We start from the raw sequence: 22,520 nt of genomic DNA on the forward strand, positions 1-22,520 counted from the left end.
CGCAATCAGGATGATCACCGGGATAGGCACGCCGAGGAACCAGAGCAGTAATGAGCGCATGTTGTTCTCCTTGAATTGATTAACGAACGAAGTGTTCGGTTTCGACATACACCACGGCATCGCGGCGGCGACCGCCGAAGGTAGCGGCGAGGCTGGCGAAGAACGCACCGATCAACAGCGCGACAAAGGTCCACAGCGAGGTGTACGCAGCGACTTTGGCGGCGGTTTCCGCGGCTTGCTTGGCTTTGAGCTTGGCGTCTTCCACCGCTTTACGGGCATCGCCGTAGACTTTGTCGATACGCGCTTCGGCATCCGCCTGGCTGAGGTTGGTGCGCTGGCTGATCAGCTGTGCCAGGTAGGCACGGTCTTCTGGCGCAAGCTGACCGTCGTTGCTGAGGGTGCGGGTGAAGATGCGCGCTACCACACCGTGGGCGGCGTCATCGCTGACGGCGACCGGGCGATCATCACGGAACAGGCTGTCGACGTAGTAGTCGAAATCGCCACCGTTGACGCCTTTGGCGGCACTGCCGGCGGCTTGGGTGATACCACTGGCTGCACCGGCTGCAACGCTGGCGCCGGCTTTCACACCACCGCTGACCACACTGCCGACCGAACCGACTACCAGCACCGCCGTGATCAACGTGGCAACAGCCCAGGCCAGGAAGCCATGGGCGGTGTCGCGGAAGTACACCTCATCACCGTGCATATTGGCCCACTTCACACGCAACCGACCGGCGATGTAGCCACCCAGGCCGGATGCGACGATCTGGGTAAAGGCCAGCCAGACAATCGTGGAAATGCCCAGCCCTTTTGCGCTGATACCGCTGTCAGCCCACGGCGACACGGCCGAAAAGCCCAGGCCGAAGCCCAGCAGCACCAGGATCAGCGACAATGCAGCCGCGGCGGCGGCCCCGGCAAAAATCGCCCCCCAGGAAACCCCGGAGAGCGCGCTCGACTCTTGCAGCGTGGATGAGGATGTGATCATTGTTGTTTTGCTCCAAGGCAGAAAAATAGTGTTACAAGTCTCAAAACAGACAGTGCAGGCACCATGCCAGTCGGCGCAAAAAATAAATCCCTTACATTTCAGATAGTTAAGTAAATTGAACTAACCTGATCCATGCAACTTGCAAGAAATGGCGGTTTGAAGCGGGCGTTATGCACTCCCCGGCCCGGCGATGAAATCTGTGTCAGTTTTGCCAACATGAAGTTTTATTTAGGAAGCATTCAGCCATTTCTTGGCAAAATGCCCCCACTTCTGTAGGAGCCGGCTTACCGGCGATTGCGGTCTTCCAGTGTAAAGGTAATCCCATGACCCGAATTTTGACCATCGAGGATGACGCCGTAACGGCCCGCGAGATTGTCGCCGAGCTGAGTAGCCATGGACTGGATGTAGATTGGGTAGACAACGGCCGCGAAGGCCTGGTCCGCGCCGTGAGCGGCGATTACGACCTGATCACCCTCGACCGCATGCTGCCGGAACTCGATGGCCTGGCCATCGTCACCACCCTGCGCACCATCGGCGTCTCCACGCCGATCCTGATGATCAGCGCCCTCTCCGATGTGGACGAACGTGTGCGTGGCCTGCGTGCCGGCGGTGATGACTACCTCACCAAACCGTTCGCCTCGGATGAAATGGCGGCGCGCGTCGAAGTGCTGCTGCGGCGCAAAAGCACGGTCCAGGAATTCGAAACCGCCCTGCGCGTGGCCGATCTGGAACTGAACCTGATCAGCCGCGAAGCCAGCCGCGCCGATCAACCCCTGAGCCTGCTGCCCACCGAATACAAGCTACTGGAATTCCTGATGCGCAACACCGGGCAGATCCTGTCGCGAATGATGATCTTCGAGGAAGTCTGGGGCTATCACTTCGACCCGGGTACCAACCTTATCGACGTGCACATCGGCCGTCTGCGCAAAAAGATCGACCCACCGGGCCTCCCGCCGCTGATCCGCACGGTGCGAGGCTCCGGTTATGTCATTGCTGAACCCCTCTAAGGGCTGGCGCTCTTCCAGCAGCCGTTTGCTGGCGCTGTACAGCTCGCTGTTCGTGGCCTGGAGCTGCATCCTCATGGGGGTGCTGTATTACGAGGTGTCCGGTTACCTGGGCGACCTGTCGCGCCACTCCCTGATGCAACGCCAGCACCTGTTCCAGCGCTTCGACGGCGAAGAACTGGTGGAAGCCCTGACCACCAGCATGACCTTCGACATGAAGGGTGTGGATGCCTACGGCCTGTTCGATGAGCAATTCCGCCCCTTGAGCGGGCCGATCCGCGCGGTGCCGCCGGACCTGCCCCTGGACGGCAAGATCCACGCCCTGGTCAATTGTGTCGAGTCCGACGACCCCAAGTTGCCCAAGGACAGCTGCGATGCCGTGGCCACCCACACCGAAGACGGCCGCTGGCTGGTGCTGGTGCGGGCCAACGGCTCACTGTTCGGTGTGACCCGCATCATCTGGCACGCCCTGCTCTGGGCACTGTCCCTGACAATTATTCCGGGCGCCGCCGGCTGGCACCTGTTGCGCCGCCGCCCGTTGCGGCGAATCCGTGGGATCCAGGCCAGTGCCGAAGCCATCGTCGCCGGCGACCTGACTCACCGCCTGCCACTGTCCAACCGACGTGACGAACTGGACATGCTCGCGGCCATCGTCAACGCCATGCTCGACCGTATCGAGAAGCTGATGAACGAGGTCAAGGGCGTGTGCGACAACATCGCCCATGACCTGCGCACCCCGCTGACGCGCCTGCGTGCGCAGCTGTATCGCATCAAACAGGAGGCCGAAGCAGAGTCTGGCTACGCGGTGAAACTGGACGACGCGATTGCCGAGACCGACACCCTGATGGCGCGTTTTCGCGGGCTGTTGCGTATCTCCGAGCTGGAAGACCATCAGCGTCGCTCAGGTTTCCTGGTCATGGACCCGTTGCCGCTACTGCGCGAATTGCACGACTTCTACCTGCCCCTGGCCGAGGAAGGCGAGCTGCAACTGAAGCTCGAAACCCCGGAGTCCCTGCCGTGGATCACCGGCGACCGCGCCCTGTTGTTCGAAGCCCTGGCCAACCTGCTGAGCAACTCGATCAAGTTCTCCCCACCGGGCGGCACGGTGATCCTGCGCGGGGTCAATGATGCGGGCAGCACGCGCATCGAAGTGCACGACTCCGGGCCGGGCATACCGGCGGCGGAGCGGGATGCGGTATTCCAGCGTTTCTATCGGGTGGATGAAAGCGACCAGCAAGGCGGGTTCGGCTTGGGCCTGTCGATTGTGGCGGCGATCATCAACTTGCATGGGTTCAAGTTGGACGTGGGTACGAGCGAACAAGGCGGCGCCCGGTTAGTCCTGGAGTGCCGCCAGCAACTGATGCCCGAGGCCTGAGACCACTGGTGTCCCAATATGGGAGGGGACTTGCCCTTCCCACATTGGACTGGATCAGGCCGGGAAGTTGGCGCGCAGGGCCTCAAGGCCACCGCTGTAGACACCGGCAAACAATTCCTCCACCGCCGCATCCGTAGTCCCCGCCACCGGCGTGAACACACCTGACCAGGTCACTTTCGCTGACGCCTCGCCCAGCGCCTCGACCTGCAACGTCGCCAGGTACGCACTCACCGGAAACGGCGACTGCTCGATGGTATAGCTGTAGGTACGCCCGACGTTATCAAAGCGCTGCAAACGCTCGACGACCACTGCGCCATCCGCCGTTTGCAGGTGACGCACACGGCCGCCATCGCCCGCCTCGCTTTTGACAATAAACGGCAACCAGTCCGGCAGGCCGTCGAAGCCGCCGACCAATTGCCAGACCTGATCGGCCGACACCGGGATTTCAATCACAGAAGACGCTGTTGCCACGATAAATACTCCAGAAAATGAAAAACCACTCAGATCGCCATGCTGTCGACCACACCACCGTCGACGCGCAATGCAGCCCCTGTGGTCGCAGAAGAAAGCGGTGAAGCAATGTACGCCACCAGGTTGGCGACTTCATCCACATTCGCCGCCCGCTGGATGATCGACGTCGGCCGCGCATTGCGCACAAACACATCCGCCTCATCCCGCGCACTGCGCCCGGATTTTTGTGTGGCTTCCTTGAGCATCTGCTCCAGGCCGTCGGTAAAGGTCGGGCCGGGCAGCACGGCGTTCACCGTCACTCCCGTGCCCGCCAGGCGCTTGGCCAGGCCATGGGACACCGCCAGGTTGGCGCTTTTGGTCACGCCGTAATTGATCATGTCCGCCGGTGTCGCCACGCCAGACTCCGACGACACGAAGATCACCCGACCCCAGCCCTGCCCGACCATGCCCGGCACATAATGCCGCGCCAGGCGCACGCCGGAGATCACATTGACCTCATAGAAACGTGTCCATTCGCTGTCCGGGGCCTCGAAAAAATCCACATCGTTGAAGATGCCCAGGTTGTTGACCAGGATGTCGGCACACGGTTCGGCGGCAAACAGTTTCTCTGCGCCCTCTGCGGTGCCAAGGTCAGCCACCAGCCCACGCAGGTCTGCGCCCGGGACAGCCTGACGGATGCTCGCCAGTGCATCGTCGACCTTGCCGGCTTCACGTCCGATCACCACCACCGTGGCGCCAGAGGCTGCAAGCGCCTGGCTGATTCCCAGGCCTATGCCGGCGGTACTGCCGCTGACAATCGCTACTTTACCGCTCACATCAATTTTCATCGGTTGAACTCCTGAATTTAAAGCGGCAGGGGCGCACGGTCCGAAACCAGTCGGGCCTCGCGCAGGGCCTGCCAGAAGGCTGCCGGGATCTGTTCAGACAACGCCGCGACGTCTTCGGCAATCCGCCCCGGACGACTGGCACCTGGAATCACTGCGGCCACCGCCGGATGGGCCAGGGATAATTGCAGCGCGGCGGCTTTCACGCTCACGCCGAACCCCTGGGCAATCGCCTTGATCTGCTCGACGTTGTGGATAATCGCCGGGCTCGCTGGCTGATACTCGAAGTGCGCGCCACCGGCGAGGACGCCGGAGCTGTAGGGGCCACCGACGACGATCTCGACGCTCTGTGCCAGGGCCGCATCCATCAGGCGTTGCAGGGCGCGGTCGTGGTCCAGCAGCGTGTAGCGGCCGGCCAGCAAAAAGCCGTCGGGCTGGGCTTCGGTAAGGTCCAGGGTCAGTTCGCACGGCTCGACGCGGTTCACGCCCAGGCCCCAGGCCTTGATCACACCCTCTTCGCGCAGACGGGTCAGCACTTTGAAGGCACCGGTGCGGGCCTGGTTGAAATACTCCAGCCACTGGTCGCCGTAGAAGTCCTGGGCGATGTCATGGATCCACACGATGTCCAGCCGATCGGTTTTCAAGCGAGTCAGGCTGTCTTCAATCGAACGCAGTGTGGCATCGGCGCTGTAGTCGTTGAGCATCTTGTTCGGGCGACCGTGTTCGAACACACCGCTTTTTTCGCCGAGGTCGCGAACACGTCGGCCGCGCCGCCGAACGACTGCACATCTCCCAATCGCCGCTGAGCCGGCAGATCGCCCAGCTCGAAGAACGCCTGGGCCTGACCCTGTTCGAACGCAGCCAGCAACGCATCCGCCTGACCCGTGACGGCCAGACGTTCCTGGCAGAAACCAAGGCGCTGCTGACCCACGCCAACCGCCTGGAATCACTGGGCAAGCGCCTGGGCCGCGGTGAAGAAGGTGGCCTGTGCATCGGCTATATCGAAAACGCCATGCATGCCGGTGTGCTGCCCAACGCGCTGCGGGTACTGCGCGACGACCGGCCGAACGTGCACATCAAGCTGTATAACCTGCCGTCCCTCGAACAACTCGAAGGCCTGCGCCAACGCAGCCTGGATATCGCCCTGGTTGGCGAACCGCCGGCTGCGGATGATCCGGACCTGATCGCACTGCAAGTGTTGGACGAGCCGATGCTGCTGGCGTTGCCCGAGCACCATCCCCTCGCACACCTGAGTGAACTGTTGCCCGAACACCTGGCCGACCAGGAGTGGATCGGCGTGCAGCGCAAACCCGGCGCCAACCCCGCCGACGACTTCGTCGCCGCCTGCATCCGCGCCGGCTTCACCCCGCAGATCCCAATGGAAGCCGGTGAACCCTTTACCGCGTTGGGTTTGGTGGCTTCAGGGCTGGGCGTGGCGATGGTACAAAAAGGCCTGAGTCGCAATGCACCACCCGGTGTGGTGTTGCGGGAGTTGCCGTGGCTGAGCTACACCACGCCGCTGTGGGCAGCGTGGCATCGGGTCAATTTGCGGCCGTTGGTGGAGACGTTCAGGAAGGTGTTGACCGAGGCTTAAGCAACTCGTCCTGTACCTGTCAGAAGTGACAGTTGTGCGTCCATCGAACCGGGCGTTTACTGGTGATCAGGGACTGTGGGGTTCACCCCCAGAGGGTCATTCTGTCAGCCAGGGAGGGCCGGATTATGCAACGTTTGTTGAGACAACTGATTGCACCGATGGTGTTGAGTGTGGGTGTGTTGCTTTGCGGGTATGGATTGAGTGCCAGTGCGGCGACCTACGTGCCTTCAGCTTTTCCGGCCGGGCCGCAATGTGAGACGGTTTGGGTAAACGACAGTGAACAAACTGTCGGAAAATGCAATTCGGCCACCCCCAGTGCCAATGCCATCCCATGGTACTCGTCGACACTGGCAGGTCCCCAGCAAGCCCTGGCGCCGTTGTCCTCACGGAAACCTTGTGAGGTGAGCGCTATTTCCAACAATGGTGGTTGGGTGGTAGGCAATTGTGCCAATGCCAATAATCTGTTTTTCGCCGTGTTGTGGAATGCAGCGACACCAGGTATCACGCCGATCACCCTGGCTCCGCTACCGGCCAGGTGGTTGTTGCTGATTCAAGTGCGCCCTGCCGATACGCAAACAGCACCCACTGCACAGAACCGCAATGGAGCCGTCCTAGCGGTGAGCCTGAGTGCGGATATTGACGCAACTGTGGTGGTTTATAGCGCAGGCAGCACTACTCCCCAACGCGTATCAGACTGGGGCGACAACTGTTATGGCGTCGACTTGACGGAAACCTTGACCAATGGTTGGCCGCGCATTCTCTTGAATTGCCCAGGACCAAGTGGCAAGCCTGTTCTCACCCAGGCCACTTGGAGTACAGGCAGCAATCAGTACGTGTTAACACCGGCGTCGCTACCAGCGGGTGCACTTGACTGCGAGGGGGTCGACATGAATGACCAGGGTCAATTCGTTGGCACCTGCACGTTTCCAGGAACCGCCGCCGACACCCAACAAACCGCATTCTGGAGTACCGCAAGCAGCACGCCTTTACTGTTGACGATGCCCTTGAACGCGCAAAACCACGCGGTGGCAATCAACAACCTTGGGCATGTATTGGCCTATGGCAATGACCCTACGGGATTTCAGAGACCTCTTTACTGGAACGACCCCACAAATTCCTTCAGCGTGCAGTCCATTCCCCCGCTACCTGGTAGCGATGTGGTTCAAGTGGCTGCCTTTGCCGATAACGACACCGTCGCCCTGAATTGCGTGAACAGCAGCGAATACCCAACCGGCTGCTATTGGACTCCATTGCTGGGAACAGTCCCCATATCGCCCATTTCAGGCGGGCTGGCGAGCTACTTGAACGCTATTTCACCCGCAGGCACCTATGTAGTCGGGTCGGCGACCGGCGCCACCTTCAACTTCACTGCGGTGGGGGCCAAGTTGCCATGAAGCCAAGAAAAAGCGTTATTCAGGTCCTATGGACAACATTCAGGCTCAATACCCGTGAGCTGTGCCTTGCGGCATCGATCTGCTTTGGAGTCAGCGTGGTTACGGGTGTGACTGCAGCACCACTCTATAGCCCGGAAAAAAATAGATTTTTTTTGAATAATAGGTACGTCCATAAGGGCGCTATCAGAGACAGTGATGTAATAGCTGAAAATCTGACGGCACTGCCGCGATTTCTGGGTTCTTTTACTAAATTGCCAGGGAACTCGCTATACACTAACAAACAACATCCATAAGTCCGGCGAATCCAATGAAAAATGCCCCCTCAATTCCAGGAGAACTGCTCCCGCAACCGAAACCACATCATCCCCAACGCCAACAACGGTGACCGCAATGCCTTCCCCCCCGGAAAGGTCATATGCGGCACTTGGCTGAAAATATCCAGGCCCGTGCTGTGTCCGCCATGAATACCTTCGGCCAGCAGCCTCGCACACCAGTGCGTCACGTTCAACCCATGCCCGGAATAGCCCTGGGCATAAAACACATTAGGGTACTGCTTCAACCGCCCCACCTGCGGAAAGCGGTTGGCGGTAATACCGATCTTGCCGCCCCACTGAAACTCAATGGTGGTCTGGGCCAGTTGCGGGAACACCTTGAGCATTTTCGGCTGCATATAAGCGGCGATGTCCACCGGATCGCGGCCGGAGTAATGACAGGCGCCGCCGAATAACAGGCGGCGGTCAGCGGACAATCGGTAGTAATCCAGGCCGACTTTCTGGTCGCACAGCGCCAGGTTCTGCGGGATCAACTGGTTGGCCACATCTTCCGACAACGGCTCGGTGGCGATGATGTAGCTGCCCGCCGGGAGCACCTTGCCGCTCAGGCGCGGTTCCAGTTCCTCCAGATGGGCATTGCAGGCCAGCACCAGGTGGTCGGCGCGTACCGTGCCGCCTGAGCAGCGCACTTGCACCGTGTCGCCGTGGATCAGTTCAAGCACCTCAGTGTGCTCGAAGATCCGCACTCCAAGAGACTCGGCCAACTGCGCTTCACCCAGCACCAGATTCAACGGGTGAAGGTGCCCGGAGCCCATGTCCACCAGGCCGCCGGCATACACCGACGAGCCCACCACTTGCTGCATATCCTGCGGACCCACCAGGCGGGTTTCGTGGGCATACCCGAGCGCTGCCAGGTGCGCCTGCTCGCCCTTGAACGCGGCGAACTGCGCGGGCGTGTTCGCCAATTCACAAAAGCCCCAGCGCAGGTCGCAGTCAATGCCGTGTTCGCGAATGCGCTCACCCACCAGCGCCACCGACTCGATACCGGCACGCTCCAGGTAACGCACGCCCTCCTCGCCCACGTACTTGGCAAACCCCGACACGTCATGGCCGATGCCGCGAATCAGTTGCCCGCCGTTGCGCCCGCTGGCGCCCCAGCCGATGCGCCGGGCTTCCAGCAGGATCACCGAGAGCCCGCGTTGCGCCAGCTCGATGGCGGTGTTGACGCCGGTGAAGCCGCCGCCGATCACGCACACATCGGCGGTCAGGTCGCCGCCCAGTGCGGGGCGCTCGGGCATGGCGTTGGCCGTAGCCCGGTAGTAAGACCGGGCGTGGTCGGTTGACTGCATCATTTGTTGGTCTTCACTTTGCTCCAGGCGCGGGTCATCAGGCGCATGGTCGCCGGGGTCGGCGTGGTCGAAATGTAGAGTTTGTCGAGCACCGCCTGCGGCGGGTACACCTCGGGGTTGTTCACCAGTTCCGGGGCCATGAACGCCTTGGCCGCCGGGTTGGCGTTGGCATAGCCCACCGAGGCGCTGACCTTGGCGATCACCTCAGGATCGAGCAGGTAATTGATAAACGCATGAGCTTCCTTGGGGTTGCTCGCATCGGCGGGAATCGCCAGCAGGTCGAACCACAGGTTGGAACCTTCCTTGGGAATCGAATAGGCGATGTTCACGCCGTTCTTGGCCTCCCTGGCGCGGTTGGCGGCCTGGAACACGTCGCCGGAATACCCGAACGCCACGCAGATATCACCGTTGGCCAGGTCCGAGATGTACTTGGAGGAATGGAAGTAGGTGATGTACGGCCGCAGCGTCAGCAGCTTGGCCTCGGCCTGCTTGTAGTCCTGCGGGTTCTCGCTGCGCGGGTCCTTGCCCATGTAGTTGAGGATCGCCGGGAACAGCTCATCTGCCGAATCGAGGAAGGCCACGCCGCACTGGTTGAGCTTCTTGATGTTCTCCGGTTCGAACAGCACCGCCCATGAATCGATGTGGTCGATGCCCAGCACCTGCTTGACCTTGTCGACGTTGTAGCCGATGCCATTGGTGCCCCACAGGTACGGCACCGAATGCGCGTTACCCGGATCGTTTTTCTCCAGCAGCGCGAGCAGCTTGGGGTCGAGGTTCCTGAAGTTGGGCAATTGCGCACGATCCAACGTGAGGAACGCGCCGGCCTTGACCTGGCGCGCCAGGAAGTGATTCGACGGCACCACCACGTCATAACCGGTGCGGCCGGCGAGCAACTTGCCTTCCAGGGTTTCGTTGGAGTCGAACACATCGTAGATCGGCTTGATCCCGGTCTTGGCCTGGAAGTCGGCCAGGGTGGTCTCGCCGATATAGTCGGTCCAGTTATAAATACTGACTGTCGGCGCCGCCTGGCCGCCAGCGCTGAACGCGGCCATCAGGGCCAGCGGGAGAAGCTGTTTCACTAGACGCATATCGACACCCCTTTATTGGTTTTTTAGACGCTCAACAGCAGGAACTCACGCTCCCAGGAACTGATCACCCGCTTGAAATTCTCGTGCTCGGCGCGTTTGACCGCGACGTAGCCGCGCACGAATTTATCGCCCAGGTACTGCTTGACCGTGTCGCAGTCCTCCATGCGTGCCAGCGCATCCTCGAGGGTGAACGGCAGGCGCAGGTTACGACGCTCGTAGGCGCGGCCTTCCACCGCTGCGCTCGGTTCGATCTGCTCGACCATGCCCAGGTAGCCACACAGCAGACTAGCCGCAATCGCCAGATACGGATTGGCATCGGCGCCGGGCAGGCGGTTTTCCACGCGCATGGCGTCCGCGCTGGAAGTAGGCACGCGCAGGCCGACGGTGCGGTTTTCTTCGCCCCACTCGACATTGACCGGCGCCGAAGTGTCCGGCAGGAAGCGGCGGAACGAGTTCACGTTGGGCGCGAACATCGGCAGCAGCTTGGGGATGTACTTCTGCAGGCCCCCGATGTGATGCAGGAACAACGGGCTAATGTTGCCTTCGGCGTCGACGAACACCGGTTTGCCGGTGGCAATGTCGACCACACTCTGGTGCAGGTGCATGGCGCTGCCCGGCTCGTCGGCCACCGGTTTGGCCATGAAGGTCGCAGCCACGTTGTGCTTGAGCGCGGCCTCGCGCAGGGTGCGCTTGAACACGGTGATCTGGTCGGCCAGGTCGAGGGCGTCGCCATGGCGGAAGTTGATTTCCATCTGCGCCGGGCCGTCCTCGTGGATCAACGTATCGAGGTCCAGGCCCTGGGCTTCGCACCAGTCGTAGACGTCTTCGAACAACGGGTCGAATTCGTTGGCGGCGTCGATGGAAAACGACTGGCGGCCTGTCTCCGCGCGGCCGGAGCGGCCAATGGGGGTTTTCAGCGGCAGGTCCGGGTCTTCGCAGCGCTGGGTCAGGTAGAACTCCATTTCCGGCGCGACAATCGGCTGCCAGCCTTTGTCGGTGTAGAGCTGCAGGACTTTCTTCAGCACATTGCGTGGCGACAGCTCGATGGGGTTGCCCTGTTTGTCGAAGGTGTCGTGGATCACGATCGCGGTGGGCTCGATGGCCCATGGCACCACATAAGTGGCGTGGGCCACCGGGCGACAGACCATGTCGATGTCGGCGGGGTCGAGCAGGTCGTAGTAGATCTCGTCGTCGACAAAGTCCCCGGTTACCGTTTGCAGCAGCACACTTTCCGGCAGGCGCATGCCTCGCTCATGCAGGAACTTATTGGTGGGCGCAATCTTGCCGCGGGCGATGCCAGTCAAATCACTGATCACGCATTCGACTTCGGTAATCTTGTGTTCTTTCAGCCAGGCGGACAGCTGATCGAAGGGCGCGTTCATAAGGACCTCGTCATGGGTTGGGTGCATGCACCGGCTTGTACTCCTGGCGCATTGAGGTCTATCTTGAGGCCGCCGCACCCCGGCATCTATCCACTTTGCACGCACCACAACGCACCAATAGAGTGCGCCCAGGCTTCCCATGACACAGGCAACCGCTTTGCGCGTACAGGCCTTCACCACCGGTGATGTGGCCGCTCAATGCAGTGCGACACCCGGCTGGGTGCAGCAGTACCAACAGATGTCCCCGGGGCATTTTGCCGGGCGCATCCGCTACCTCGACCTGCAAGGCGTGGAGGTGTACGAAGAGAGCATGAACACCCGCGTCGAACAGCATTTCAATGCGCCCGCCGGCTCCCTGGCGTTCTGTTTCGACGGCAGCGACAACGCGCTGTACCTGCTCAATGGCGAAAGCCGCAACACCTGGATCACCCCGGAAAACTACCGTGAAGTAGCGGTGGTGTTCGGCCCGCAGTTCGTGCAGCGCCATGGGTTGGAGGTGGCGACGCTGGAAGGTTTGTTCATGGCGCCGCTGACCGGCCAGCAGAACGCGTTGTTCGCCCGTTGGCTCAGTGGCACGCTGACACGCTTGTCCACGGTCAGCGACCCCGCCGCGCTTATCCAGCAATTGCTCGACGATTGCCTGTTCATCCTCGACAACGCCTGCGTGTGCCTGGACCGCAGCTCCTTGCAGCGCCGCAACGAAGAACGCCGGCTGATGGCGCGCATCGGCGAATGGGCAACAGACGCGCCGGACGAAACGGTCAACCTGCTGGAACTGGCGCAGATCGCCGGGGTGCCATTGCGCCAATTGCAGCAAGGGTTCAAGACCTACACCGGGATGAGCCCGGCACAGTGGTTACGCTTGCGCAGGTTGAATGGGGCGCGGCGTGAGCTGCTCAACTCAACCGGGACCACCGTGGCCGAGGTGGCGATGAATTGGTCGTTCTGGCATTTGGGGCGGTTTTCCAATAGCTACCGGGCGTTGTTCAAAGAACTGCCGAGCGAGACCCTGAAGCGTTCCGTTTGAAATCCAATCCAAATGGTGGGAGGGGACTTGCCCCCGATTGCAGTGTTTCAGTCGCCACAAAGATTGACTGAACCACCGCTATCGGGGGCAAGCCCCCTCCCACAGTTGATTGCATTTCAAGGTTGGGATTTGAGGAAGGCGGCCATCAGTTGGTTGACCCGCTCCGCCGCCTCCAACTGCACCATATGCCCCTGCCTCGGCAGAATCTCCACCTGGGCATCCAACCCCTCGGTATGCCGGGCCGGGATGATCGCATCGTCACTGCCCCAGATCACCAGGCTCGGCTGCCGGCCCACGCGATGACGTAAGTCCAGCTTCTGTCGTCCGCCCTCGAACAACGCGGTATTGAGCTGCTGCAGCGCCTTGTCCACCCCTTCCAGGCGCTTGAACTTGAGCATGTCCTCCAGCATCTGCCGCGTCACCAGCGTGGGGTCGCTGAACAGTTGGGTCAGTGGCGGCTTGAGCGCATTGCGGTTGCTGGCGTCGGCAAACCCTTGCAAGTAATCGCCGTTGATCTCCTGGCCGAGGCCGGCGCTGGCGATCAGAGTCAATGAGGCAACACGCGCGGACGCCTGGTCGGCAACGGTCAGTGCGACCAGCCCGCCCATGGAATGCCCGGCCAGGTGTACGCGGTCGAGCCTGAGGTGATCGAGCAAGGCCAGCACCGCAAGGCTCAGCTCCTCGGCATCGCCGCTGCGCAGTTGCTTGCCCGACTCGCCATGCCCTGGCAGGTCCAGGGCAATTACCCGGCGTTCGACGGCCAATACCGGTTGGTTGAACAGCCAGTTGTTCAGATCCCCCCCGAATCCGTGAATCAGTACCAACGGCGTGCCACCCTCGCCCAGCTCGAGATAGCGCAACAGACGCCCGCCTATCTCGACTTTCTGCGCACTCGGTCCCGAAGCTTCGGTTTCGGCACTGCTGGAGACAAACCCGGCATTGAAGCTGTCGATCACCGCATCGACTTCCTCTTCGGTGGCTTCGCCCTCCACCACAATCCCCAGCAACGCACCCACCGGCAGGGTTTCGTCGCTCAGTGCCAACACACGGCGCAGGACGCCACTGAACGGCGCCTCGACACTGCTGGAGAGCTTATCGGTCTCCACGTCCAGCACTTCTTCGCCCTTCTCCACCCGGTCGCCGGGTTGCTTGAGCCAGACATCGATGCGCCCCTCGGTCATCGACAGCCCCCACTTGGGCATGGTCAAGGTATGGATCATGCGGCGTTCCTCTTGTCGGCGATCTTCAGCACCGCGGCTTCGATCTTCGCGGCGTTGGGGATGTACAGGTCTTCCAGCGCATCGGAGAACGGCACCGGCGTGTGCGGCGCAGTGACCATTTCGATTGGCGCGCGCAGGAAAGAAAAACCCTGCTGGGCGACCAATGCACTGATATCGGTGGCAATCGAGCAGCGCGGGTTGGACTCGTCGATCACCACCAGGCGCCCGGTTTTTTCCACGCTTTCGAGGATGCTGTCTGCATCCAACGGACTGGTGGTGCGCAGGTCCAGCACCTCGCAATCGATGCCTTGTCGCGCCAGGCTGGTCGCGGCTTCCAGGGCGATGTGCACCATTCGCCCGTAGGTCACCAGGGTCACATCCCTGCCCTCGCGGACAAAATTGGCTTCACCGAAAGGCACGGTGTACAGCTCTTCGGGCACTTCGCCCTGCAGGCTGTAGAGCATCTTGTGCTCGAGGAAGATCACCGGGTCATTGTCGCGGATCGCCTGGATCAACATGCCCTTGGCGTCATAGGGCGTGGCCGGGCACACCACCTTGAGGCCGGGAATGTGGGTCCACATCGAGGTGAGCATCTGCGAATGCTGGGCGGCCGCCCGCAGCCCGGCGCCGTACATGGCGCGCACTACCAGCGGCGTGGTGGTCTTGCCGCCGAACATGTAGCGGAACTTGGCGGCCTGGTTGAGCAACTGGTCGAGGCAGCAGCCGATAAAGTCGACGAACATCAGTTCGCACACCGGGCGCATGCCACGGGTGGCGGCGCCGACGGCCATGCCCACGTAGCCGACTTCGGACAGCGGCGCATCAAGCACGCGGTCGGGAAACTCCGGGTACAGGCCCTTGGTCACGCCAAGCACACCGCCCCAGGCGTCCTGCTCGCCAGGGGAACCGGTGCCGCCGGACACGTCCTGGCCGATGATGAACACGCTCTGGTCGCGGCGCATTTCCTGGGCCAGGGCTTCGTTGATTGCCTGCTGGTAGCTGATTTTGCGAGCCATGAAATTCTCTCCACGAATTGTTGTTATGAGTGGTAGGCGACGTAGACATCGCTGAGCAGGTCGGCGGCCTGGGGCTTGGGATCCGACTTGGCCAGGCGCACGGCGTCGTCGATGAGCTGGGCGACCTCGCCATCGATGCGCTCGAATTGCGCCGCGTCCAGCCAGCCTTCAGTGCTGCAACGCTGGCGGAACAGCGCCAGGCAGTCGGCGTGTTCCCGCAGGTTTTTCACTTCATCGGGGCCACGATAGGTTTGTGCATCGCCTTCGAAATGGCCGTAGAAGCGGCTCAATTTCACTTCGACCAAGGTTGGCCCGTCGCCCTTGCGCGCACGTTCCACGGCAACACCAAGCGCTGCGTGCACGGCGAAGAAATCATTGCCATCGACGATCACCCCCGGCATGCCAAACCCCACGGCACGCTCGGCGATGTCCTTGCACGCCACCGACCAACCGGATCCGGTGGCCTCGGCATAGCCGTTGTTTTCCGCAACGAACAGGCACGGCAGTTTCATGATCGAGGCCAGGTTCATCGCTTCGAACACCGCACCTTCGTTGGAGCCACCGTCGCCAAAGAACGCCACGGCCACGCCCTGGCTGCCCTTGAGCCTGGAGGCCAGCGCCGCACCGGCCGCCAACGGTGCACCCGCGCCGACAATGCCGTTGGCGCCGAGCATGCCCTTCTCCTGGTCGGCGATGTGCATGGAGCCGCCTTTACCGCCACACACACCGGTTTTCTTGCCGTAGATCTCGGCCATCATGCCGAACACATCCACGCCCTTGGCGATGCAATGGCCGTGGCCACGATGGTTGGAGGCGATGCAATCTTCATCGTTGAGGTGAGCCATGACTCCGGCGGCACTGGCTTCCTGGCCGGCGTAGAGGTGCACGAAACCGGGGATCTCGCCGGTGGCGAATTCCACGTGCAGGCGTTCTTCGAAATCACGGATGGTGCGCATCACGGTGTAGGCATGCAGCAGTTGATCGGTGGACAGGTGAGTGGACATCTTGTTGTTCTCCAGGTTGTCTCGGCACACAGAAGGCTGATCATGGTCAGCTGCAGGGCCTTCAGCACAGCGTGTGCCAAGGCCGTAAAAAACCTGGCATAACCTTGATCCAGAGCGGTTGTCGCAACCGGGCCGGGATCGCAGAATGAGACGCGGCATTGCGACTCGAAGGCGGCGTCTCAGCCGGTTTGAGACGCTGCGTCTCAGCCCGGGCTGTTGGTCAGGCCGCGCTTGTCGCGCCCGACGCATGCGCGCTTAATGGCGGGCATAACAACAAAGACCGAGAACCGGAGGCCTTATGCTCGCCGCGAACTCCAGGGAGCACGTCGACTGCGTCAGTCGCGTGGTCCGCAATGCCGACCGCCTGCCCCAGGCGCCGGTGCCGTCGCTGATCTTCGATTCGTGGCGGCGCTCCATGGAGCAACACCACCTGGACCCCGGCTCCCTGCAGGGGCCACGCATCCTCAGCGAACCCTTGCTCAAGGAATGCCGCGAACGCGCCGAACTGTTCATGCGCATTGCCGGCGAAGCCGTCGGGCAACTGCATCACCGTGTGCGCCAGGCCGACTACTGCGTGATGCTCACCGATGCCCAGGGCCAGACCATCGACCACCGCGTGGACGCCTCGATCCGCAGCGATTGCCGCAAGGCCGGCCTGTACCTCGGCACCTGCTGGTCGGAAGCCGAAGAAGGCACCTGCGGCGTGGCCACCGTGCTCACCAGTCAATCGGCGGTGACAGTGCACAAACGCGACCACTTCCGCGCCGCCTTCATCGGCCTGACCTGCTCCGCCGCGCCGATCTTCGATCCCCAGGGCAACCTGCTGGGAGTGATGGACGCCTCGGCGCTCAAATCGCCGGATGACCGCCGCAGCCAGCACCTGATACGCCAGTTGGTGGCGCACAGTGCCGAGGCCATCGAGAACGCCTTCTTCATGCACAGCGCCCAGCAGCACTGGGTGCTGCAAGCCCACAGCACACCGGGTTATGTGGACAGCCAGCCCGACCTGCTGCTGGCCTGGGACCAGGACGGCCGCCTGCAGGCCTTGAACAGCAAGGCGCGCCAGGCCTTGCGCCGGCGCTTTGGCCAGGTGCCGGCGCACATCGGCGAGGTGTTCGACCTGAACGCCTTGCGCACCGTCACCGACCAGTCCACCCAGCAACTGCATTGGCTGGGAGAACCGGGTACGCTACACGTGCGGGTCAACGCGCCCCGACGCAAACAGGCGCGTGCGCCGCTGGTGCCCTTGGTGGATGCCCGTGTCGAAGAACACCTGCGCCTGGCCGTGCGGGTCAAGGACCGCAACCTGCCGGTACTGGTGCAAGGCGAAACCGGCGCCGGCAAGGAAGTCTTCGCCCGCCAACTGCACGAGCGCAGCGCCCGGCGCGGTGAGCCGTTCGTGGCGGTGAACTGCGCGGCGATTCCGGAAAACCTGATTGAGAGCGAGCTGTTCGGCTATGTGGCCGGCGCCTTTACCGGCGCCGCCAGCAAAGGCATGCCCGGGCTGCTGGTGCAGGCCGATGGCGGCACCTTGTTCCTCGATGAAATCGGCGACATGCCTCTGGCCCTGCAGACGCGCCTGCTGAGGGTGATGGCCGAAGGTGAAGTGGCACCGTTGGGCGCGGCGAAAACCCGCACCGTCGATATCCAGGTGATTTGCGCCAGTCACCGCGATTTGTCGGTGTTGGTCAATGAGGGCCGCTTTCGCGAGGACCTGTACTTTCGCCTCGGCTGCGCGCGCTTCTGCCTGCCGCCGCTGCGCGAGCGCACCGACAAACTGGCGCTGATCAACCGTTTGCTGGAACAGGAAGCGCGCAACAGCGGTATCACGGTGGGTATCGGCCAGGCGGCATTGGAGTTGCTGTTGGGGTACGCGTGGCCGGGCAATGTGCGGCAACTGCGACATGTGCTGGCGTATGCCTGTGCGGTGTGTGAGGGCGGGACGGTGCAGGTGGCGGATTTGCCGGTGGAAGTGCGTGGGGAGCGGGTGCGGGAGATGGTTGAAGCGAGCGTGAGCCCCGAGCGCCAGGTGGTGCTGGATGCGCTGATTCGCCATCGCTGGAAGCCGTTACCGACCGCGCAGGCGCTGGGAATCTCAAGGGCGACCCTGTACCGCCGCGTCAACCAACTGGGCATCGACATGCCGAACAAAACCCGCTGATACAACGGGGTCAACACTGTGGGAGGGGGCAAGCCCCCTCCCACATTGGACTGGGTACATCTGAGATGTCAGCGGTAGACAAGGCCACCGTCGATCAGCGGCGATTGCCCGGTCATGTAGTCCGCATCCGGCCCGGCCAGGTACGCGACCAGCCCTGCCACATCCTCCGGCGTCTGCGCCCGGCCCAAGGCGATGCCATCCACATACTTCTTGTAGGTCGCACCGACTTCGGCGCCGGTGATCTCGGCCATGCGCTTGTCGATCTCGACCCACATATCGGTGCCCACCACGCCCGGACAGTAGGCGTTTACGGTAATCCCGGCGCTCGCCAACTCCTTGGCCGCCGCCTGGGTCAAGGCACGTACGGCAAACTTGGTGGCCGAGTACACCCCCAGCAGCGCAAAACCTTCATGGCCGGCGATGGAGCAGGCGTTGATGATCTTGCCCTTCTGCTTGAGCGCCTTGAATTTCTTGCCGGCGGCCTGGATGCCCCACAACACGCCCTGCACGTTGATGCCCAGGGTGCGCTCGACCTGTTCCGGGCTGACGTCCAACAGCGAATCGATCTGCGCCACACCGGCATTGTTGACGATGATGTGGAAGCCACCCAGGGTCAGGTGCGCATGCTCCACCGCCGCCACCACCTGTTCGCGCTTGGACACGTCAGCGACGAACACAGAGGCCTTGCGGCCCAGCGCGACGACTTCGGCGGCCACGGCTTCGAGCTTGGCGCCATTGATGTCCACCAGGGCGATATCGGCACCGTCCTGTGCCAGGCGCAAGGCGATGGCCCGGCCAATGCCCTGCCCGGCGCCGGTCACCAGCGCGACTTTTCCAGCAATACTCATGGCGTTCTCCTGCAATTGATGAGGGAAGCCTTGTCTATCGCAGGTGCGCTGCGGGCTGTCGAGGTGCACATGGATTGGCATGCGGCCTGAGACGGGATGTCTCAAGGTGCGAATCATTCTTGTAAAAGTGCGCACTTATGCCTAGCTTATGCGCCCCCCGCCCGCGCTTTAAGGCCCTGCCCCCATGGTTTTGCGTTTTCGTCCCGTCGTCACCTCACGTTTCGCCCTCGGTCTGCTGCTCAGCGGCGGCATCGGTCACAGCCTGGCGGCAGACCTTGAACTGCCGGCGGTAAAGGTCCAGGGCCAGGATGCATCCAGCTACCGCAGCGACACCGCCTCGGTGAGCGGCGTCGACGAAGCGCCACTGCTCGACACCCCGGCCTCGATCACGGTGATCAACGCCGCACTGATCAAGGACCAGCAAGCACGCCTGCTCAGTGAAGTACTGCGCAACGACGCCTCGGTGGGCGACAGCTATGCGCCCATCGGCTACTACGAGAACTTCGTGGTGCGCGGCTTTTCGCTGAATGCGGCGAGCAGCTACAAAATCAATGGACGCACCATCACCGGCGAGCAGAACGTTGCCCTGGAGAACAAGCAGCAGGTCGAAGTGCTCAAGGGCCTGGCCGGCCTGCAGAGCGGGATTTCCGAGCCCAGCGGCGTGATCAACTACGTGACCAAGCGCCCGGAAGACGTGCGCTCGGTGACCGTCTCCACCGATGATCGCGGCAGCGGCTATGTCGCCACCGACGTCGGTGGCTGGTTCGGCAGCGAGCAACAATTCGGCCTGCGCGCCAACGTCGCCCACGAAGACCTCAACTCCTACGTGGAACACGCCAATGGCCAGCGCGATTTTGTGTCCCTGGCCTTTGACTGGAACATCAGCCCCGATGCCGTATTGCAACTGGACGCCGAGTACCAGGACAAGCAACAACGCTCGGTGCCGGGCTACCAATTGCTGGGCGGCACCGAGGTGCCACACGGGGCCTCACCGAAGAAACTGCTGGGGCACCAGAGCGGGTCCAGGCAGGTGGGCATTGATTCGCTGAATCTCAACGGCAAGTTTGAATACCGCTTCAATGATCAGTGGAAAGGCAGCGTGAGCGCGGCGCGCAGCAAGGTGGTGATCGATGACTACAGTTCGTTTGCGTGGGGCTGCTATGGCTCGACCAGTTGCACGTCGAGCGTGCCGAACTACTTCAGCCCCGAAGGCAACTATGATGTCTACGACTACCGCAGCCCTGACGACACCCGCCGTGACGATGAAATCCAGGCGGCCATGACAGGGCTGTTCGACACCGCCGGCCTGGGCCATGAACTGACCTTCGGCACCAGTGCGTTCCGCCGGGTGATCGACAAGCGCAAATCCGTCAATGAATACATCGGCACCACCAGCATCGACGTGGACGCCCCGACGTTTACCCCGACCGAAAAGCCACTGAACGACAGCCACCGCAACCTCGACAGTCGCCAGTACGGCCTGTTCGTCACCGACCGCATCCGCTTCAACGAGCAATGGCAAACCATTCTGGGCGGTCGCGAAGTACGCCTGGATGAGAAGGCCTTCGACAGCGTCACCGGCAACCAGGCCAGGCACACCCAGCAATACGTGTTCTTGCCGCAGGCCTCGTTGATCTACAAACCTGTCGAGAACATCTCGCTCTATACCAGCTACAGCAAAGGCCTGTCCCTGGGCGGCACCGCGCCGTGGTTCGCCAACAACGCCGACGAAACCCTCGCCCCCACCACCTCACGCCAAATCGAAGCCGGGGTGAAATACGACTGGCGCCGAATCAGCTTTGCCGCCGCCGTGTTCCAGACCCGCCAGGCCTATCAGTACGCCAAGCCAGATGGCACGGGCAAATTCGACTACGTGCAGCAAGGCGAGCAAAAGAACACCGGGCTGGAATTGTCAGCCAACGGCTGGGCCACCGAACGCCTGCAGATCGCAACCAGCGTGGCGGCGATTCGTGCGCGAGTGACCGGCAGCGGCACAGCGGACTACGAAGGCCACCAGGCGATCAACGTGCCCAAGCTGCGCGCCAGTGTGTATGCCGATTATGCGTTGCCCTGGGTGAACGGCCTGGCGGTGCTGGGCGGTGTGCAATACAGCGCCAAGAAGTACGCCAACCGCAGCGGCAATGTGCAAGTGGGGGATTACGCGGTGGTGAATGTGGGCAGCCGCTACACCACCCAGGTGAGCGGCTATGACACGGTGTTCCGCCTGAGCGTCGACAACCTGTTCGACAAGCGCTACTGGCGCGACGCGGGCGAGTACATGGGCGATGACTACCTGTTCCAGGGCGCGCCATTGACGGCGCGCCTGAGTGCTTCGGTCAACTTCTGAAGACCCGCGCCGCCGCTAGCCACAATGCCGTCAGGCCGCAGGTCAACAGGCTCCAGCCAAGGTCCTGTGCCCAGGCGACCAGGGTAAGCCCGGCGCCAATCACCAGGTAATAGAGCAAGCCAAATATCGCGGCGGCGGTGCCCAGGCGGTCTTGATAAGCCACCAGCGCCGCCCCCAGCACGTTGGGAATCGCCATGCCGAATGCCAGCACCACCAGCAGCATCGACCATACGAATAGCCAACTGTGTTGCAGCATCAGGACTGACAGGCCGCCCAGCAGTGCCAGCACGGCGGCGGCCAACACCAACTGATCGCTATTGAGCCCACGCTTGAGTAAGCCGTTGTTCAGCCACGCCCCGAGTCCTGATCCAAGCGCCAGCAACACACCGCTGTAGCCGAATTCGGCAGCGGACAATCCCAGCCGCGCGAAGATAAACGGCCCCACGCTGTAGTAGCTGAACAGCGCAATATTGAACGCCGCCACCAGGCCGACGGAACGCCACACTCCGGCGTCCCTGAGCATCAGGCCCACGGTCTCGCCCAACGGCGAGTTCGCCAAGGAGGCGGGACGCGTCTCGGGTAATGCCCACAGGCAGGTGGTCCACACTAGCCCTGCCATCAGCAACAGGCCTGTGAGCACGCCGCGATAGCCGAAGTACTGCACCAACGTCGCACCAGTGAACAGGCCAATTGCCGGGCTGGCAGCCAAGGCAATGCCCATTATGGAAAACACCTGGGCCAACTGTGCGCCCTGGAATCGGTCGCGCAACAGCGTCTGCGTCGCCACCGAACCGACTGCCGCGCCAAAGGCGGCGATGGCCTGGGCCAACAACAAGCCGTTGAACGTACTCACAGTCAAGGCCAGCAGCATGGCGGCGACATACAACCCCAGCCCGGCCAATATCACCGGGCGCCGGCCCCAGCGATCACACAAGCGGCCCCATATCACCACGCCGAATGCAAACGCCAGGAAGTACACCGACAGGGCCTGCCCGGCCCGTTCAGGCCCGACCGCGAAGGCTTGGCCAATATCACCCAGGGCCGGGCTATAGAGGGTTTGAGCCAACTGCGGGAACATCAGCAGTGCCACGGCCAGTACCAGCAAGTATTTAGATGACATGAACAGATCCTTCACGAGAAAAGAGCGTGAGGATTCTAA

17 protein-coding genes and 2 pseudogenes are annotated in these 22,520 nt (G+C 62.1%); 7 read left to right on the forward strand and 12 right to left on the reverse strand.

Features of this window, described 5'->3' with window-relative positions; genetic code table 11:
* Positions 1-79: 79 nt before the first annotated feature.
* Complete coding sequence (locus tag BM110_RS14170) at positions 80-985, reverse strand: hypothetical protein (protein ID WP_071490068.1); 906 nt, start codon at positions 983-985, stop codon at positions 80-82.
* A gap of 323 nt (positions 986-1,308) precedes the next feature.
* On the opposite strand from BM110_RS14170, the gene BM110_RS14175 reads away from it, so the two are divergent.
* Together BM110_RS14175 and BM110_RS14180 are read left to right on the forward strand one after the other, a co-directional pair.
* A complete protein-coding gene (locus BM110_RS14175) occupies positions 1,309-1,992 on the forward strand; it encodes a response regulator transcription factor (RefSeq protein ID WP_071490069.1) in 684 nt (227 codons plus the stop codon).
* Positions 1,970-3,364, forward strand: a complete 1,395-nt coding sequence (locus tag BM110_RS14180; RefSeq protein WP_071490070.1) for a sensor histidine kinase — start codon at positions 1,970-1,972, stop codon at positions 3,362-3,364. Before BM110_RS14175 ends, BM110_RS14180 begins: the two co-directional genes overlap by 23 nt.
* Before the next feature lie 54 nt (positions 3,365-3,418).
* On the opposite strand, the gene BM110_RS14185 is transcribed toward BM110_RS14180, so the two are convergent.
* From BM110_RS14185 to BM110_RS14195, 3 genes and pseudogenes are all read right to left on the reverse strand, one after another.
* Positions 3,419-3,835, reverse strand: a complete 417-nt coding sequence (locus BM110_RS14185; protein ID WP_092245592.1) for an SRPBCC family protein — start codon at positions 3,833-3,835, stop codon at positions 3,419-3,421.
* A gap of 29 nt (positions 3,836-3,864) precedes the next feature.
* Positions 3,865-4,662 carry an SDR family NAD(P)-dependent oxidoreductase gene (locus BM110_RS14190; protein ID WP_093126935.1) on the reverse strand — a complete coding sequence of 266 codons (798 nt, stop codon included), beginning with the start codon at positions 4,660-4,662 and terminating at the stop codon, positions 3,865-3,867.
* Between the two features lie 17 nt (positions 4,663-4,679).
* Positions 4,680-5,417 (reverse strand): annotated as a pseudogene (locus tag BM110_RS14195) (aldo/keto reductase); the annotation flags it as partial.
* Between BM110_RS14195 and BM110_RS14200 the strand changes: the two are divergent.
* Positions 5,414-6,253, forward strand: a pseudogene (locus tag BM110_RS14200) (LysR family transcriptional regulator); the annotation flags it as partial. The pseudogenes BM110_RS14195 and BM110_RS14200 sit on opposite strands and share 4 nt — an antisense overlap.
* Before the next feature lie 125 nt (positions 6,254-6,378).
* Positions 6,379-7,647 (forward strand): hypothetical protein, encoded by a 1,269-nt coding sequence (locus BM110_RS14205; RefSeq protein ID WP_093513627.1) that lies wholly within the window; start codon positions 6,379-6,381, stop codon positions 7,645-7,647.
* Positions 7,648-7,969: 322 nt separating this feature from the next.
* Here BM110_RS14205 and BM110_RS14210 read toward each other — a convergent pair whose 3' ends face one another.
* The 3 genes from BM110_RS14210 to BM110_RS14220 are packed head-to-tail and all read right to left on the reverse strand — an operon-like array spanning position 7,970 to position 11,738.
* Complete coding sequence (locus BM110_RS14210; RefSeq protein ID WP_093513628.1) at positions 7,970-9,271, reverse strand: NAD(P)/FAD-dependent oxidoreductase; 1,302 nt, start codon at positions 9,269-9,271, stop codon at positions 7,970-7,972.
* Complete coding sequence (locus tag BM110_RS14215; protein ID WP_092245605.1) at positions 9,268-10,356, reverse strand: polyamine ABC transporter substrate-binding protein; 1,089 nt, start codon at positions 10,354-10,356, stop codon at positions 9,268-9,270. The genes BM110_RS14210 and BM110_RS14215 overlap by 4 nt, the downstream gene beginning before the upstream one ends.
* Before the next feature lie 23 nt (positions 10,357-10,379).
* A complete protein-coding gene (locus BM110_RS14220) occupies positions 10,380-11,738 on the reverse strand; it encodes a glutamine synthetase family protein (RefSeq protein WP_093513629.1) in 1,359 nt (452 codons plus the stop codon).
* Positions 11,739-11,877: 139 nt separating this feature from the next.
* Between BM110_RS14220 and BM110_RS14225 the strand changes: the two genes are divergently transcribed.
* Positions 11,878-12,765 carry a helix-turn-helix domain-containing protein gene (locus BM110_RS14225; RefSeq protein ID WP_093513631.1) on the forward strand — a complete coding sequence of 296 codons (888 nt, stop codon included), beginning with the start codon at positions 11,878-11,880 and terminating at the stop codon, positions 12,763-12,765.
* Between the two features lie 116 nt (positions 12,766-12,881).
* Here BM110_RS14225 and BM110_RS14230 read toward each other — a convergent pair whose 3' ends face one another.
* The 3 genes from BM110_RS14230 to BM110_RS14240 are packed head-to-tail and all read right to left on the reverse strand — an operon-like array spanning position 12,882 to position 16,005.
* The gene (locus tag BM110_RS14230; RefSeq protein WP_093513632.1) at positions 12,882-13,985 is read right to left on the reverse strand and encodes an acetoin dehydrogenase dihydrolipoyllysine-residue acetyltransferase subunit; all 1,104 of its coding nucleotides are present in this window, start codon (positions 13,983-13,985) and stop codon (positions 12,882-12,884) included.
* Complete coding sequence (locus BM110_RS14235) at positions 13,982-15,001, reverse strand: alpha-ketoacid dehydrogenase subunit beta (RefSeq protein ID WP_071490080.1); 1,020 nt, start codon at positions 14,999-15,001, stop codon at positions 13,982-13,984. The genes BM110_RS14230 and BM110_RS14235 overlap by 4 nt, the downstream gene beginning before the upstream one ends.
* Positions 15,002-15,024: 23 nt before the next feature.
* Positions 15,025-16,005: a thiamine pyrophosphate-dependent dehydrogenase E1 component subunit alpha gene (locus BM110_RS14240; protein ID WP_078048017.1), complete on the reverse strand. Its 981-nt coding sequence runs from the start codon at positions 16,003-16,005 to the stop codon at positions 15,025-15,027.
* 298 nt (positions 16,006-16,303) lie between these two features.
* On the opposite strand from BM110_RS14240, the gene BM110_RS14245 reads away from it, so the two are divergent.
* The gene (locus BM110_RS14245; RefSeq protein WP_093126907.1) at positions 16,304-18,166 is read left to right on the forward strand and encodes a sigma-54-dependent Fis family transcriptional regulator; all 1,863 of its coding nucleotides are present in this window, start codon (positions 16,304-16,306) and stop codon (positions 18,164-18,166) included.
* Positions 18,167-18,234: 68 nt separating this feature from the next.
* Here BM110_RS14245 and BM110_RS14250 read toward each other — a convergent pair whose 3' ends face one another.
* A complete protein-coding gene (locus tag BM110_RS14250; protein WP_058425756.1) occupies positions 18,235-19,014 on the reverse strand; it encodes an acetoin reductase in 780 nt (259 codons plus the stop codon).
* A gap of 184 nt (positions 19,015-19,198) precedes the next feature.
* On the opposite strand from BM110_RS14250, the gene BM110_RS14255 reads away from it, so the two are divergent.
* Entirely contained in the window at positions 19,199-21,361 is a 2,163-nt protein-coding gene (locus tag BM110_RS14255; protein ID WP_093126898.1) for a TonB-dependent siderophore receptor, read from the forward strand.
* On the opposite strand, the gene BM110_RS14260 is transcribed toward BM110_RS14255, so the two are convergent.
* Positions 21,351-22,481: an MFS transporter gene (locus tag BM110_RS14260; protein WP_092245627.1), complete on the reverse strand. Its 1,131-nt coding sequence runs from the start codon at positions 22,479-22,481 to the stop codon at positions 21,351-21,353. The genes BM110_RS14255 and BM110_RS14260 overlap by 11 nt on opposite strands.
* Positions 22,482-22,520: the final 39 nt, after the last annotated feature.

Source organism: Pseudomonas sp. NFPP28 (genome assembly GCF_900115535.1).
GTDB classification, from domain to species: domain Bacteria; phylum Pseudomonadota; class Gammaproteobacteria; order Pseudomonadales; family Pseudomonadaceae; genus Aquipseudomonas; species Aquipseudomonas extremorientalis.

What these genes read in the sequence shown, in the direction of transcription:
- BM110_RS14170 (WP_071490068.1), bottom strand. Translation starts at nt 985, where the DNA reads ATGATCACATCCTCATCCACGCTGCAAGAGTCGAGCGCGCTCTCCGGG.
- BM110_RS14175 (WP_071490069.1), top strand. Translation starts at nt 1,309, where the DNA reads ATGACCCGAATTTTGACCATCGAGGATGACGCCGTAACGGCCCGCGAG.
- BM110_RS14180 (WP_071490070.1), top strand. Translation starts at nt 1,970, where the DNA reads ATGTCATTGCTGAACCCCTCTAAGGGCTGGCGCTCTTCCAGCAGCCGT.
- BM110_RS14190 (WP_093126935.1), bottom strand. Translation starts at nt 4,662, where the DNA reads ATGAAAATTGATGTGAGCGGTAAAGTAGCGATTGTCAGCGGCAGTACC.
- BM110_RS14205 (WP_093513627.1), top strand. Translation starts at nt 6,379, where the DNA reads ATGCAACGTTTGTTGAGACAACTGATTGCACCGATGGTGTTGAGTGTG.
- BM110_RS14210 (WP_093513628.1), bottom strand. Translation starts at nt 9,271, where the DNA reads ATGATGCAGTCAACCGACCACGCCCGGTCTTACTACCGGGCTACGGCC.
- BM110_RS14215 (WP_092245605.1), bottom strand. Translation starts at nt 10,356, where the DNA reads ATGCGTCTAGTGAAACAGCTTCTCCCGCTGGCCCTGATGGCCGCGTTC.
- BM110_RS14220 (WP_093513629.1), bottom strand. Translation starts at nt 11,738, where the DNA reads ATGAACGCGCCCTTCGATCAGCTGTCCGCCTGGCTGAAAGAACACAAG.
- BM110_RS14225 (WP_093513631.1), top strand. Translation starts at nt 11,878, where the DNA reads ATGACACAGGCAACCGCTTTGCGCGTACAGGCCTTCACCACCGGTGAT.
- BM110_RS14230 (WP_093513632.1), bottom strand. Translation starts at nt 13,985, where the DNA reads ATGATCCATACCTTGACCATGCCCAAGTGGGGGCTGTCGATGACCGAG.
- BM110_RS14235 (WP_071490080.1), bottom strand. Translation starts at nt 15,001, where the DNA reads ATGGCTCGCAAAATCAGCTACCAGCAGGCAATCAACGAAGCCCTGGCC.
- BM110_RS14240 (WP_078048017.1), bottom strand. Translation starts at nt 16,005, where the DNA reads ATGTCCACTCACCTGTCCACCGATCAACTGCTGCATGCCTACACCGTG.
- BM110_RS14245 (WP_093126907.1), top strand. Translation starts at nt 16,304, where the DNA reads ATGCTCGCCGCGAACTCCAGGGAGCACGTCGACTGCGTCAGTCGCGTG.
- BM110_RS14250 (WP_058425756.1), bottom strand. Translation starts at nt 19,014, where the DNA reads ATGAGTATTGCTGGAAAAGTCGCGCTGGTGACCGGCGCCGGGCAGGGC.
- BM110_RS14255 (WP_093126898.1), top strand. Translation starts at nt 19,199, where the DNA reads ATGGTTTTGCGTTTTCGTCCCGTCGTCACCTCACGTTTCGCCCTCGGT.
- BM110_RS14260 (WP_092245627.1), bottom strand. Translation starts at nt 22,481, where the DNA reads ATGTCATCTAAATACTTGCTGGTACTGGCCGTGGCACTGCTGATGTTC.